Source organism: Streptomyces sp. NPDC006207 (assembly GCF_040613835.1).
Taxonomy (GTDB): domain Bacteria; phylum Actinomycetota; class Actinomycetes; order Streptomycetales; family Streptomycetaceae; genus Actinacidiphila.
Genome location: NZ_JBEXSX010000044.1, coordinates 29,243 through 42,023, shown reverse-complemented (window position 1 = coordinate 42,023; position 12,781 = coordinate 29,243). Strand labels below are relative to the sequence as shown.

At 66.7% G+C, this 12,781-nt stretch carries 10 protein-coding genes and 2 pseudogenes; 8 read left to right on the top strand and 4 right to left on the bottom strand.

Annotated elements, in window-relative coordinates:
* The first annotated feature begins 216 nt into the window (after nt 1–216).
* Together ABZ312_RS29820 and ABZ312_RS29815 are read left to right on the top strand one after the other, a co-directional pair.
* Nucleotides 217–795 (top strand): NADPH-dependent FMN reductase, encoded by a 579-nt coding sequence (locus ABZ312_RS29820; protein ID WP_500328733.1) that lies wholly within the window; start codon nt 217–219, stop codon nt 793–795.
* A gap of 14 nt (nt 796–809) precedes the next feature.
* Nucleotides 810–1,184, top strand: a complete 375-nt coding sequence (locus ABZ312_RS29815) for a winged helix-turn-helix transcriptional regulator (RefSeq protein ID WP_500328734.1) — start codon at nt 810–812, stop codon at nt 1,182–1,184.
* 892 nt (nt 1,185–2,076) lie between these two features.
* On the opposite strand, the gene ABZ312_RS29810 is transcribed toward ABZ312_RS29815, so the two are convergent.
* Together ABZ312_RS29810 and ABZ312_RS29805 are read right to left on the bottom strand one after the other, a co-directional pair.
* Complete coding sequence (locus ABZ312_RS29810) at nt 2,077–2,892, bottom strand: alpha/beta hydrolase (protein WP_500439149.1); 816 nt, start codon at nt 2,890–2,892, stop codon at nt 2,077–2,079.
* A 465-nt stretch (nt 2,893–3,357) separates the two neighbouring features.
* Nucleotides 3,358–3,807 (bottom strand): nuclear transport factor 2 family protein, encoded by a 450-nt coding sequence (locus tag ABZ312_RS29805; RefSeq protein ID WP_500328735.1) that lies wholly within the window; start codon nt 3,805–3,807, stop codon nt 3,358–3,360.
* Nucleotides 3,808–4,309: 502 nt separating this feature from the next.
* Between ABZ312_RS29805 and ABZ312_RS29800 the strand changes: the two genes are divergently transcribed.
* From ABZ312_RS29800 to ABZ312_RS29780, 5 genes and pseudogenes are all read left to right on the top strand, one after another.
* Nucleotides 4,310–5,533 (top strand): MFS transporter, encoded by a 1,224-nt coding sequence (locus ABZ312_RS29800; protein WP_500439139.1) that lies wholly within the window; start codon nt 4,310–4,312, stop codon nt 5,531–5,533.
* A gap of 300 nt (nt 5,534–5,833) precedes the next feature.
* The gene (locus ABZ312_RS29795; protein WP_500328737.1) at nt 5,834–6,283 is read left to right on the top strand and encodes an Rrf2 family transcriptional regulator; all 450 of its coding nucleotides are present in this window, start codon (nt 5,834–5,836) and stop codon (nt 6,281–6,283) included.
* A gap of 466 nt (nt 6,284–6,749) precedes the next feature.
* Nucleotides 6,750–7,163 carry a nuclear transport factor 2 family protein gene (locus ABZ312_RS29790; RefSeq protein WP_500439138.1) on the top strand — a complete coding sequence of 138 codons (414 nt, stop codon included), beginning with the start codon at nt 6,750–6,752 and terminating at the stop codon, nt 7,161–7,163.
* Nucleotides 7,164–7,309: 146 nt separating this feature from the next.
* Nucleotides 7,310–7,666, top strand: a pseudogene (locus ABZ312_RS29785) (YceI family protein); the annotation flags it as partial.
* 260 nt (nt 7,667–7,926) lie between these two features.
* The gene (locus ABZ312_RS29780) at nt 7,927–9,393 is read left to right on the top strand and encodes an FtsW/RodA/SpoVE family cell cycle protein (protein WP_500328739.1); all 1,467 of its coding nucleotides are present in this window, start codon (nt 7,927–7,929) and stop codon (nt 9,391–9,393) included.
* A 344-nt stretch (nt 9,394–9,737) separates the two neighbouring features.
* On the opposite strand, the pseudogene ABZ312_RS29775 reads toward ABZ312_RS29780, so the two are convergent.
* Both ABZ312_RS29775 and ABZ312_RS29770 read right to left on the bottom strand, forming a co-directional pair.
* Nucleotides 9,738–9,887: pseudogene (locus ABZ312_RS29775) on the bottom strand (zinc finger domain-containing protein); the annotation flags it as partial.
* A gap of 903 nt (nt 9,888–10,790) precedes the next feature.
* Nucleotides 10,791–11,021, bottom strand: a complete 231-nt coding sequence (locus tag ABZ312_RS29770) for a hypothetical protein (RefSeq protein ID WP_500328740.1) — start codon at nt 11,019–11,021, stop codon at nt 10,791–10,793.
* A 301-nt stretch (nt 11,022–11,322) separates the two neighbouring features.
* Between ABZ312_RS29770 and ABZ312_RS29765 the strand changes: the two genes are divergently transcribed.
* The gene (locus ABZ312_RS29765; protein WP_500439137.1) at nt 11,323–12,336 is read left to right on the top strand and encodes a helix-turn-helix domain-containing protein; all 1,014 of its coding nucleotides are present in this window, start codon (nt 11,323–11,325) and stop codon (nt 12,334–12,336) included.
* Nucleotides 12,337–12,781 lie beyond the last annotated feature (445 nt).

The window sequence follows — 12,781 nt, the reverse complement described above, 5'->3', positions numbered from 1 at the left end:
GTGGCCGCGCTGGCCGGGACATGCGTCACACCGCAGCCGACCCCTTTGCGGCTGTCGCAAGGGGACCCCATGTGCCGACCCTGTGCCGAGTCCAGCGTTTGCGGCCGGCGGCCGCTCAAGATGCTTTAGTCACTAAATTTAATTGATAGGCTCCGTCCGCGGTCGAGTCCCCCCACCTCGGCCGATCATGTCGAGGGGATCAAAGGAGCAGTCCTGATGACCACGTTGAAGATCATTGTTGCCAGCACCCGTCCGGGGCGCGTGGGCCTGCCGATCGGGCAGTGGACCCATGGGCAGGCGGTTGCTCACGGTGGCTTCACCAAGGTCGAACTGCTCGACCTGGCCGAGGTGAACCTTCCGTTCATGAACGAGCCCAACCACCCGCGGGCGCAGCAGTACGTCCACCAGCACACCCGTGACTGGAGCGCGACGATCGCCGAGGCCGATGCCCTCGTCTTCGTCATGCCGGAGTACAACCACGGCTACAACGCGGAGCTGAAGAATGCCATCGACTACCTGTTCAACGAGTGGAGCCACAAGGCGGTAGGCCTGGTCAGCTATGGCGCCGTGGCCGGCGGTACCCGTGCCGTCCAGCAGATCAAGCAGGTCGTCACCGCGGTAAAGATGACGCCGATCGTCGAATCCGTCGTGGCTCCCTTCGGCTTCAACCTCATCGATGCGGAGGGTAAGGTTGCGGCCGATGAAGCTATGACAGGTGCAGCCAAGGCCATGTTCGACGAGATCGTCCGGGTGGATGCCGCACTGCGTCCGCTGCGTGAGGGCGCTGCGGCCTAGCAATCGGAGCGATCGTGAACGAAGTGCGTCGGGTCTGCTCGCGCTACCACGCGGGGATCGAACTGATCGGTGCCCGCTGGACGGGTGCGATCGTGCGCGCTTTGTTCACGGGTCAGGCCCGCTTCGTGCAGATCAAGGCAGCGGTGCCCGGCCTGAGTGACGCCATGCTCACTCAGCGATTGCGCACCTTGGAAGAGGAGGGCATCGTCGAGCGTCGGGTTGTTCCCTCTTCGCCGGTGCAGGTCGAATACCACCTCACCGCCAAGGGACAAGACCTTGAACAAGTCGTCGACGCCGTGATGCGTTGGTCCCACCGCTGGATCCCCGCCCCTCCGTCAACCACTTCGGAAGCAGGGCCGGCGGGGGCCGAAGGCGCACAAGCCCCCTGATGCCGCGTGGAGCGTGTCCGGAGACACGCTCCACGCGGCCAGGCGGGTGTATGGGCATGATCCGCGGGCGGCACCCCGGCCCCTCGTTCACGCCGGCATTCTGGGGCCGCAGGTGCGTGGAGGTTTCCCGGTGCGCGCGAACCGGGCATCCGCCAGGTGTTCTGTGTGCCGCTGCGACCCCGGCCAGGCCACGCGAGGCGCTCGTGATCCTCTGCGGGACTCTGCCACCCGTAGCTGCCTGGCTCACGTCCGATTAACGCCGGGACCCGAGCCGACGAGATTCCGCAAGACCGATCACGACGAGGCCGGCGCGCGATCACAACTTCGGCACTTGTCCAGTGGCCCGGCACACATCAAAGTCACTGACCACATGGTTCACCACTCAGTTTCTACCGCATGGTCCATAAAAGAGGCCGCGGACCCATCACACGCGAGGTCGGTGCGGGGGCGGTGCCAGCGTTCGGGGTGGCGCTGCCAGCCGACGGTGCCGGCTGGCGACGTCGGCGCCGACTTCCGCGGGCTGCATCAGCGTGACTTCAGGTCTCCCGGCTCCGCATCCGACGGATGACGACCACCCCGACCACGGATGCCCGCGCGCCATAGAGAACAGTCCAGCGACCGCAGCGCCGGCTGCGGCGAGGGAGGGTGGTGGTGCGGCCGATGCACTGCGGCTGTCCGTGGTGGTCGCATCCGCCGAGCAGCAGCGTTCGCGGAGCCGGCGATGGCGCCGACGATCGCTTCGTGGTCTCGCGGAACCGGCACTTCAACTAGCCCCCACCCGCGGGCCGGTAGGGATCATCCAGCCGCTCTGGGTGCCGGTGAGGGATGGGGGTGGTAGGGCCGCGGACGGCGCCGCATGTGGCACACCCTGGATGACGCGGCGTTCAACCCGTCACGGTCGCTTCCGCCGGCGCATCGCCATCATCAGGCTTCCGCCGAGTGTCGCCGTGCCTACGGCCGCGCCTGCCAGCAACCATGTGGGGCGCCGACCGGTCGCGGCCAGAGATGGGGCCGTCTGGGATGTGGTGGCACGTGCAGCCGTTTCGATCAGGTCGGTGACTGCTTCGGGGTGTGAGACGGGCGCGACGTGGGAGGAACTCACCTCCACGGACACTGCATGCGCACGGTTGGCCATCCATCGCTGCACCGCGGCAGGGATGTTCTTGTCGTTGGCGGTGATCAGGTCGAACGCCGGGACGGTCCTCCAGGCGGCGCCGGTGGCCTTGTCGTCCAGTGCCCTGGCGTCCACCGGGCGCTGGGTGACTGCCATGATCGACGACTTTGACAACGGTACGTCGGCGGCAAACTGCTGCGGGAACAGGTCCTCCTTGACGTACACGTCCATGCCTGTACCGCCACCCATCAGCGGGTAGGGCACCTGCTTCAGCGTTTGGGCCAGGGTGCTGCCGGGGAACTTGCCCACCAGTTCAGCCGAGCTTTCCCCCTTTTGCGGGAGGAAACCGGCCACAGGCACGAGAGCCTTGACGGCGGGGTTCCCCAGGGCGGCCTCGTTGGTGACCGCGCTGCCGTACGAGTGGCCGACGAGCACAATCGGTCCCTTGATGCTGCGCAGCACACTCGCGGTGTAGGAAGAGTCGTACGGCAGACCCCGTAGGGGGTTGGCGGGGACGACCACGGGATATCCGGCATCGCGCAGACGCCGGGCCACCTCGTCCCATGAAGACGAGTCCAAGTTGGTTCCGTGCACGAGAACCACAGTTGGTTTGGAGTGGGCTCCACCCGAAGCCGCGGGCACACCGCCGGCGAGAGCTGGAACGGCCCATGCAGGGCCGACCGCGGTGAGCACCGCCAGCATGCCGGCACCACGTTTGATTCCCGCGCCGAGACGAGCGTGCGAGCGCATTTGGTGCCCTTTCCGTTGTCCTGAGGTCTCATCGTCGGGGGACCGAGGACGTGGTGGTACCGGAGCGGGGCGAGCGGGTGACGCGGAGCCACTCCAGCGGACGCCGGTGTAGCACGCCGTTGCAGCGGAAAACCGGCATGACCTGGCTGACGCTCCAGCCGTTTGGCGGGGCCGCGGCCATGGCCGGTGCTTCCCTGGCTTGGCGCGGGTTGCAAACGGGCGACACCGCGGACCTCTGCGCGGGTGAGACGCAACATCAATGGTGCGTCCGCGAGCACCTTGTCGTCAGGGCGTGCAGGGCGGGACCGGCTACATGCTGTCGCGCACCGATTCACCCCAGGCCACTCCGTCGGTGTGCGTACTGGCGAAATCCGGGTCTTCGTAGATGTGGACCCTCTTGATGAGGTCGCCTTCGAATTCGAATACGTTACAGAACAGTCCGTAGGAGGAGACGCCGTCAGGGAAGGCCACACCCGATGTCGTCGTCCCCTTCACCGAACCTTCAACCACCACATAGTTTCCAGACGACAACACGGTGAAACCGGGGATGTCGTGCTCAATCGCCGAAATTCCCCTCCCGAGACCCTGTGCAAATGCCCCGATCTGATCCTTCCCGGTTGCGAAGCCGAACTTCGGGAAGAACATCCGGGCGTTGTCCACGAAAAGATCCAACACGGCGGGATCGGCAGCATCCACCAATCGGAAGTAGTTGACGGCTGCCTCTTCGCGCGCCCTCTGGAGATCGCTAGTACCGTTCATCTTTTCCTCCTGGTGCGTTGCATCCTTGCGCAGGCGCGTTATGCGGCCCGGCGTGATGGCGACTGTGTCGACGAGTACCGCGGCAGCCGAGTGCTCGGGCCCGCGGGAGCGGGATGAAGGCGAGCCGATCGCGCCTCACGTTGCCTATCTGCCGTGAAGCGAAAGCCGCCCATTCCTTACCAAGCGGTCCATAACGTAACAAAATTGGACCAACCTGTCAAAAACCCGATGTCGCGGCTCCCGGCCGTACCTACCCTTCGGGTCGGCGATCGGGGCCGCGGCGGGGCTGCCGCTCGGGGGTGCCTACCGCCGCCCCTGGTGTAACCTACACTGTTACAACTGCGGGTGGTGGGGCGGACCAGAAGTTCGCCGCTGGGACGCCCGCCTTTTCTCAGGTCACACCGGTGTGACCGTTGTCCGCTTCCGCCTCTGCGAAGCACAGGCTCCGCGCCTTGGCGCGGCACGGATCAACAGGGCCCAGGGCCCTCCCAGGAGAGCAAGCATGAGCAACCCTTCCAGCGTGGCTTCGCCCATTCAGGAGCCGGCATCGATACAGGACTTGGTCGAAGGTGGGCCTTCCCCGCGGGGTGGCTGGTCTGCCGTCGTCTCCGTCGCGCTGATGTCCTTCGTCCTGGTGCTGTCGGAGTTCCTGCCGATCGGGCTGCTGCCCGTGATCTCCTCCAGCCTGGGTGTGTCCATCGGCACGGTCGGTCTGGTGGTGGTCGTGCCCGGTCTGACGGCCGCGGTGACGGCTCCCTTGGTCACCATGGCATCCGGACGGCTGGACCGGCGCAGGGTCCTGATCGCCCTCGCCCTGTTCATCGCCGCCTCCAACGCCCTGGCAGCCGTGGCCCCGAACATGGCCGTGATGGCGGCGGCGCGGGTGCTGCTCGGCGTCGGCGTCGGCGGATTCTGGGCCATGGGCGCCGGTGTCGCCGCCCGACTGGTGCCCGCCGAGGCCCTCCACCGGGCCACGTCACTGATCACCGCCGGAATCTCGGCCGGCACCGTGGTCAGCTTGCCGCTCGGCGCACTGGTGGGTCACCTTGCCGGGTGGCGGACCGCATTCGTCGTTGCAGCCGGTGCCGCTCTCCTCGCCCTGGCAACCCTGACGGTGCGGCTGCCCGCCCTGCCGCCCACCGGGGCAATCCGCCTGACCACGCTCACCTCCGCTCTGCGCAATCCCGCAGCCCGGATCGCCCTGCTGGCCACCGTGCTGATCTTTTTCGGGCACTTCGCCGCCTACACCTACGTGACCCCGTACCTGGAGGAGAAGGCGCACTTCGGGTCCTCCGCTGTGACGTCGGTCCTGCTGGCCTATGGTTTGGCGGGGCTGGTCGGCAACTTCGCCGCCGGAGCGATCATCGGCCGCCGTCTGCGTGCGGTGTACGTCGCCGCGACCGTTCTGGTCGCAGTCGCTGCCGCCCTCCTCAACGTCGCAGCAGGCACGGCACCCGCGGTGGTCGCGCTCGTCAGGGTCTGGGGCGCGGCATTCGGTGCAGTACCGCTGGCGTTGCAGACGTGGATCCTGCGCGCTACTCCCGACGCGCCCGAAAGCGGCATGGCGCTCCTGGTCAGCGCGTGCCAAATCGCCCTGGCCGCAGGGTCGTTCATCGGCGGCATCGTCGTCGACGGATACGGCACATGGGCCGGCTTCGCCGTTGGCGGCACGCTCGCACTGCTGAGCACAGCCACCCAGATCCGCCCCCGCCTTCCGCTCGGCTGACCTGGACCGTGGCAGGTGTGGGGGCGTAGTGGCACCCGCCCCTTCCCCGCATCCGCTCCAGACGGCTATTCGCCTCCCTCCTGCGGACCCCACCTCGCTTCAAGGCCGCCCGCAGACGGGAGGCGCCCTACCACGCAGGGTCGGCGATGAGCGTGAGGCCGAGACTGTCGTAGCGGCGCAGATCATCTGGCGTCCACGCCCCCTACGCTGCAACAGGGCCTCGTCGCGGCGATGTAACCTTCATTGTTTCGTAGGGAGCGGGGTAGGCAAGCGGCCCCGCCAGCCGGGAGGAGGTCAAGGATGAGCGCGAACAGCAGAATGACGATCGCAACCCATGTGCTGACCTGGATGTCTCTGGACCGGAAGAACAATGAGGTCGCCACCTCGGAGCGCATCGCGGGGAGCGTCAACACCAACCCTGTAGTGATCCGCCGATGCCTAGGCGACCTCCGCAAGGCGGGATTGGTGGGGTCAAAAAGGGGCGCAGGGGCCGGCTGGATCTTGAAGCGGGAACCCGAAGAGATCACGCTGCTCGAGGTCTACCTCGCCGTGGAGGGCGAGGGCCCGTTCGCCATGCATCACACGCCGCCGAACGCCGACTGCCCTGTCGGCTTCGGAATCCAGCCAACCCTGCAGCAGGTGTACAGCAGCCTGGAGCAGCAGATGCAGCAACAGTTGGCTCGCACCACGATCGCTGACATGCTGCAAGGTGTCCTCGCTCAGCGGGAACCGAGCGCCTACTCCCTCTGAACCTCGAACTCAGACGGCCCCCGGTCCGCATGGGCGCCAACCTTCGCGTGTGAACAGGAAGCACTGGGGCGCTGCCGGAGCATCGCGAGGGCGCGTTCTTCATCACGCTGAACATGCTGAGAGTCGGCTCCTCGCGAGCCGCAGTTGTATGGTCCAGCCGCTCCAAGCGGACCACGGCCGCCGCGACCGCATGCCGGAGGCTCGGACAACTGCGATCAGGGAACGCCGCCGGACACCGTCCACCGCGCACCGCTCGACACCGTTCGGGACCCTCCGGGATCGCCGAAAGCTTCGCCCCTCCGCTCGACCGAGCCAGAGCCGTCCACGAGCAGTTACTTGACCATGCAGTCCATAACTGGTGCAATGGACCTGCGACCTCGCGGCACGCGACTGAACCGAGCAACTACGGACCCTGCCCGTCGGTCAAGCGTCCGCCCGGGGCGACCCAAACGAAAGCGCGCCACCCATGATGAGTGCCCGCGAGCTGCTGCTCGCCTACACAGCCAACATCGCAGATCCGGAGATCGCCTCGTCCCTTTTCGCTGAGGACGGCGTCCTGGAGCTTCCCTACCTGGAGTCGCTTGGCATCCCGACCGGAGGGACTGGCCCGGAGGCCATTCGCGAGTTCATCACCGCACTGCTGCAGGTCGTCCCGGACTTCGGCTTCGACACGGTGGACATCATCATCGAAACCGAAGACCAGGTCTTCGGAGAGTGGTCGGTGGAGCGGACCACGGTCACGGGCCGCCCCTTCAGCCAGACCTACGCCGGACGACTGGTGGCTGAGAACGGGAAGATCACGCTCCTTCGCGAGTCGTTGGACGTGATCCGGGCTGCGCGCGCGATGCTGCCGAACGGAGTTGCCGACATCCCCGCCTGACGCGTCCCTGAGCTTTGTGCGGTGGGGTCGCCCGCCGTTCAGCCCTGCTGACACTGTTTGCGCACGCCGCACCGGCCATGTGCCAGGACCACCTCAGTCCGCCGTGTGTCGAGCCTGCACCCCGAAGCGTGGCCGGGGCGATCACTCACCTGCGCTCCCCTGATTTTCTGGACGTCCAGGCTTATCCTTACATCCACTTCGCCAGTGAGCGCTTCGTGCACCGCAACGGCAACAAGTGGACGCTGCAGGGTTCTTTGACCATGCACGGCACCACCCGCTCAGTCGGCCTCGATACGACCTACCTGGGCGCAGTCAACGGCGGATACGGAACGGAGCTGCGCTGCGCCGCCTTGGCAACCGCCGAGCTGCACAGGGAGGACTTCACGCTGAATTGGCGATCGATGCTCGCACGTGGCATCGCGATCGTCGGCCCGCGCATCAAATTGGAGATCGACGTGCAGGCCATGTACGACGTTCCCAACATTCCCACCCCACCCGAGTAGTTCCGTGATGGCGTGCCGACGCGATGGTGTGCGGTTCCGCCGCGTGGAGAGCCAGAACGACGCGAAGGCCGGAGTGGGCGAGGCCGGCAGGACCACGCGAACCGCAAGACCTCCGCCGACGTCCATGGCTACGTCCACTACCAGCCCGGCACCTCGTCCTCCCGATCCACGACGGAACCTGACCAGCCTTGCCGCCGAGCAGCAGAAGCAGCTCTCACCATGCGGTGATCAGACAGAGACGTGAGAGGCCCTGTCAGACGATGAGTAGCAGTACAAGCACTCCGACGGACCACACGTCCACGGTCGGATCGGTCGGCGTACCGACCCGCCGCAACACCGAACTGGCCTTGCTGGTTTTCGCAGTTGCCATTCCGGTGTTCGCCTACACCAACGTGGGTCTCGCCATCCACGCCCAGATGCCCACAGGGCTGCTGGGTTATGGTCTGGGTCTCGGCCTGCTGGCCGCCGTAGCCCACCTCGTCGTACGAAAATTCGCTCCGTACGCGGACCCGCTGCTGCTGCCGGTGGCCACGCTGCTGAATGGGCTCGGTCTCGTCGTCATCTGGCGCCTCGACCAGTCCAAGCTCCTCCAGTCGATCAAGCAGGCAGGAACCGCGGCGCCCCGCCAACTGATGTACACCGCGCTCGGCATCGTTCTCTTCGCGGTCGTGCTGGTCTTCCTCAAGGACCATCGCGTCCTGCAGCGTTACACCTACATCTGCATGGCTGGCGCGCTGGTGCTGCTGCTCCTGCCTCTGGTCCCCGGCCTCGGAGCCAACATCTACGGCGCCAGGATCTGGATCCACGTCGGCAGCTTTTCCATCCAGCCCGGTGAGTTCGCGAAGATCATCCTGGCGATCTTCTTCGCCGGCTATCTGATGGTGAAGCGGGACACACTCGCCCTGGCCAGCCGCCGCTTCATGGGCCTATACCTGCCACGCGGCCGCGACCTGGGCCCGATCCTGGCCGTCTGGTTCCTCTCGATCCTCATCCTGGTGTTCGAGACCGACCTCGGTACGTCGCTGCTGTTCTTCGGAATGTTCGTCATCATGCTGTACGTCGCCACCGAGCGGACAAGCTGGATCGTCTTCAGTCTGCTGATGTCGGTGGCGGGCGCCGTCGGCGTGTCCACCTTCGAATCCCACGTCCAGCAGCGTGTTCAGGCCTGGCTCGACCCGATGCGTGAATACAAGCTCAGCCAGTCGGGCGCTCCGGGCCACTCGGAACAGGCGATGCAGGCCCTATGGGCGTTCGGCTCTGGCGGCACCCTCGGCACCGGCCTCGGCCAGGGCCACTCCGAACTGATCCGGTTCGCCGCCAACTCGGACTTCATCCTCGCAACGTTCGGCGAGGAAATGGGCCTCGCCGGCACGATGGCGATACTGGTGCTCTACGGCCTGATCGTCGAGCGCGGCGTCCGCACGGCCCTCGCCGCCCGTGACCCGTTCGGCAAACTCCTCGCTGTCGGCCTCTCCGGCGCGTTCGCGCTTCAGGTCTTCGTGGTTGCCGGCGGTGTGATGGGCCTCATCCCGCTGACCGGCATGACGATGCCGTTCCTTGCGTTCGGCGGTTCCTCCGTCATCGCCAACTGGGTGCTTATCGGAATCCTGATCCGCATCAGTGATGCCGCGCGCAGGCCCCTGCAGCCGCTGGGGAGCATGGCTGTAGCGACTCGGACCCGAGCGCCTGAACCACCGCGCGCGGTGAGTCGTGAAGCTTCCCTTTGAACGTGGACACATGGAAATGGGACCTGAGGAACTGCGGCGAGCACCCCGCGCGCGGCCAGCCGGTCGGCGGCTTCGTGGATCTCCTGGGCCGAGAGGTAGCTGACCGGCATGAGCATCAGGCTGAGGACGAAGTTGCAGGGCGATGACTCTTCGGGCCGGAGCATGTCGGCCTCTGCCAGCGTCCGTGCCAGAAGGATGGCGATCTCATCCGGGGTACCGCACAGGTCCCGCAAGACTTCGGGGTGCCACGACAGGACCGGGGTGTCCGCACGGCCAGGGTCCCACTCCATCAACACACGGTCCTCTTCGGGCGGCAGGATACGGCGCGGCGGAAGCGGTTGCAGGGACAGGTGGGCGGCACGGATGCGGTCGCTGTGCAGCTGGGAGCGACCAGCGCGATCACGTGTGCATTTCTGCCCGGGTGCGGCGCGGCACCTCGGGCAGGTGTGCGCTCGGGCGCGTGCACGCACGGCTGGCGGCACGGCTCGGCCCATCTTGTCCCTTTCACCGTTTCGGTTCCTGCGGTCGGCTAGCTCAACGAGAGGACCGCGGTGGAGGGCACAGGAGGCGGGAACATCCGTCGATCGCCTGGGTCGGGTATGCAGCATTTGCGTCACACCAGGCGCGTGATCTGAGCCCAAATCGGCAGCTTTGCCACTGTCAATCGCGAACGATTGAGGCAGACCCCCGTAACACCTCGGTTGGGCTGACGTCTTCACGTCGATCTGGGCTGACTCCAGGACGGCCTCCGTGTCATTCATCGAGACCGCCGATTTTCGCCGGGCTATTCCGTGGTGTGCTCTCCTCGGCGGCTTGGAGCTGTCGACCGCCGCAGGCAGCCGGAAGGCCGGTCCACGGCCGGCGCCGCCGACTGGGCCCGATACGTCCGGTGGTGCACCGCGCCCCCATCGATCGGGTTGTCTAGCGGAGGTGTGGGCCGTCATCCCGTGCCGGCGGTAGTTTGTTCAGGAACGCCAGGTCCGCGATTGTTGGGAGTGGCGTGACGGTCAGTTCGATTCCGTGTCTCGGCGGTGTCTGGGTCACTCAGGCCACTATTGCTCGCGAAGATCCATCCACTGTGGGGTAGCACCGTGCCCATGGAGCTGGCGGTGTCGGGGAGGACGTATGCGTCTTCGCCGAACACCCAGTGGGCAAGGTTCATCAGCGCCCTCGAGTTGTACGCGGAGCTCGGGATGAACTTCAGCCCTGCTCCGCCAGCGTAGTCACGGTAGTTCTTGACGAGCATCTTGTAGATGAGGTCCTTGTAGCGATCGGCTGCGGGGGCACCAGCGATGAGGGCAGTGGTGGCGAACGCCCCGGGTGTCGTCCACCCGTTCCGCGACCCACGGCAATGCGGCCCCTGCCGTGCACAGGTGGCGTCCGCCGCTCGACGCCGTTCAGCCGGCGGTCGGTGTCTGTTCCACGTCGACGACCTTCACCGACCTGTTACCGGAGACCTTGCCGTTTGTGATCTCCGCCTCTGGCGGGACCGTGTTGCCGGTGTGGACCTTGCCGACGCCGAGCTTGTTGGCCGTCACGCCCGTCCCCCCGAGGTTGTCGCCGTCCTTGTCCAGCCACAGCACGCAGCAGGGCAGCCGCACGGCGCGCTCGATGGCGTCGGGCAGCACGGACTTGCCTTCTGGGGCGATGAGAGTGTGCCCGGGGAGCGCGGCCCGCGTCGCCCCGTGCGCGGCTCGGGTCTCCCGGCGCCGGACTCTGGCACAACTGGCCGGCCGCGGTATCCGGGTTTTCCCGCAGTTTCCCGATCGCATGTCTGGGGGTGTCCCGCAGTCTCGCCCGGGAGGCGCTCGGTGACCGCGGCTGGGCTTTACGTTGGCAGGGTACGGGCTTCCCGGCGTCGCGCGATGCGTGGACGCGTTGCGCAGGTCCCGGGAACGCAATGGCTCCCTGGCAATTTGCGAGGGCATCGTGATCCAAGCATTCCGCACTGACATCAAACCGCCCGACGAGCGGACCGAGTACTGGGCAGACGCCGTGGGCCAGGCATTCATCCAGATGGAGGTCCGTAGCCTGGGAGAGGCCATGATCCATGGCGCCATTCGACGGGCATGCGTGGCGGGCGTCCAAGCCGGCGTCATCGAGACAAGCCCGCAACGGCTGGCCCGGACCGCGCCGCTCATCGCCGCGGACGGCGACGAGTCGCTGGTGGTGAGCCTGCAACGATCCGGTGCCGGCGTCGCGCGTCAGGACGGCCAGGAGACCCCGGTCGCCGCCGGCGAGTTCGTCATCCTCGACACCCGCAGGCCCTACGCCGTCGAGTTCACCGGCCCGGTACGACGGCACCTCGTCACAGTCCCGCGCGAGATGCTGGATCTCCCCGACTCGGCACTGCGCCTGGCCACCGGCCGGACCTACTCAACCGGCCAAGGCATCAGTGGAATCCTCGCGTCGTACGTGAACGGACTCGTCACGATGACGGATCACTGCATCTACGCGCCGACTCCGAAGGACTACCTCAGACGGGGGATCGTCGACGTGCTGACGGCACTGGTCGCCCTGCAGGGCAACATCAAGGACGAAGCGGCCACGCCTGCGGCGGAGGTGGACCTGTTGCGACGCCTGCGCAGCTACGTTCGCGCCCACCTGCAAGACCCCGCACTCTGCCCGGCCTCACTCGCGGCCGCACACCACATCTCCGTTCGCTACCTGTACCAGCTCTTCCAGGACGAGCCCATGACCGTCGGCCGTTGGATCCAGCGCCTCAGGCTCGAGGCATGCCGAACGGACCTCGTATCCCCGGAACTCGCGGGGCAGACCGTGGCGGCCGTCGCACACCGCTGGGGCTTCGCCAGCCACGCGCACTTCAGCCGCACCTTCCGTTCGGTCTACGGCGTGTCTCCCATGGAGTGGCGGCAGACCGGCGTCCTGCAGACTGATCCTTTGCAGGCCTTCGATCTCCCCTCTCACCAACACGGCGGGTGATCGGTGCTGCCGTACCGATCCGCGCCACGCGATGCGGGCGCATGCGTGGATCAGGCAGGCTCGTCCTGCGGCCTTCGCCTTGGATGGCCCGGCGCAGCCCGGGGTCGGCTTGCCCGAACTGGTCGACGACATGCGCGCTGGACTTGGTGGCGAAGGAGGCGGCCCGGTGCCGCCTGAGCTGGTTGATCGCTCGCTCGACGGTGTTGCGCTTCCTGTACCGGATGTCGCCGAAGCCGGGTGGCCGTCCGCCCAGCCCTTGCTCAGGCGGGCGGCCACGGTCTTCTCGGGGATGGTGTGCGGGATACGGCGACGACGCAAACACGCGCGGATGGGTCCGTTGCTGCAAGCCTTGTCCGCTGCGAGGCTGTCGGACTTCTTGCGGGTCAAGGCCGGCCCGAACCGAGGGAGCAGGGGCGGGCGGCCGCAGCCGTCGGCGCTCAGGTGG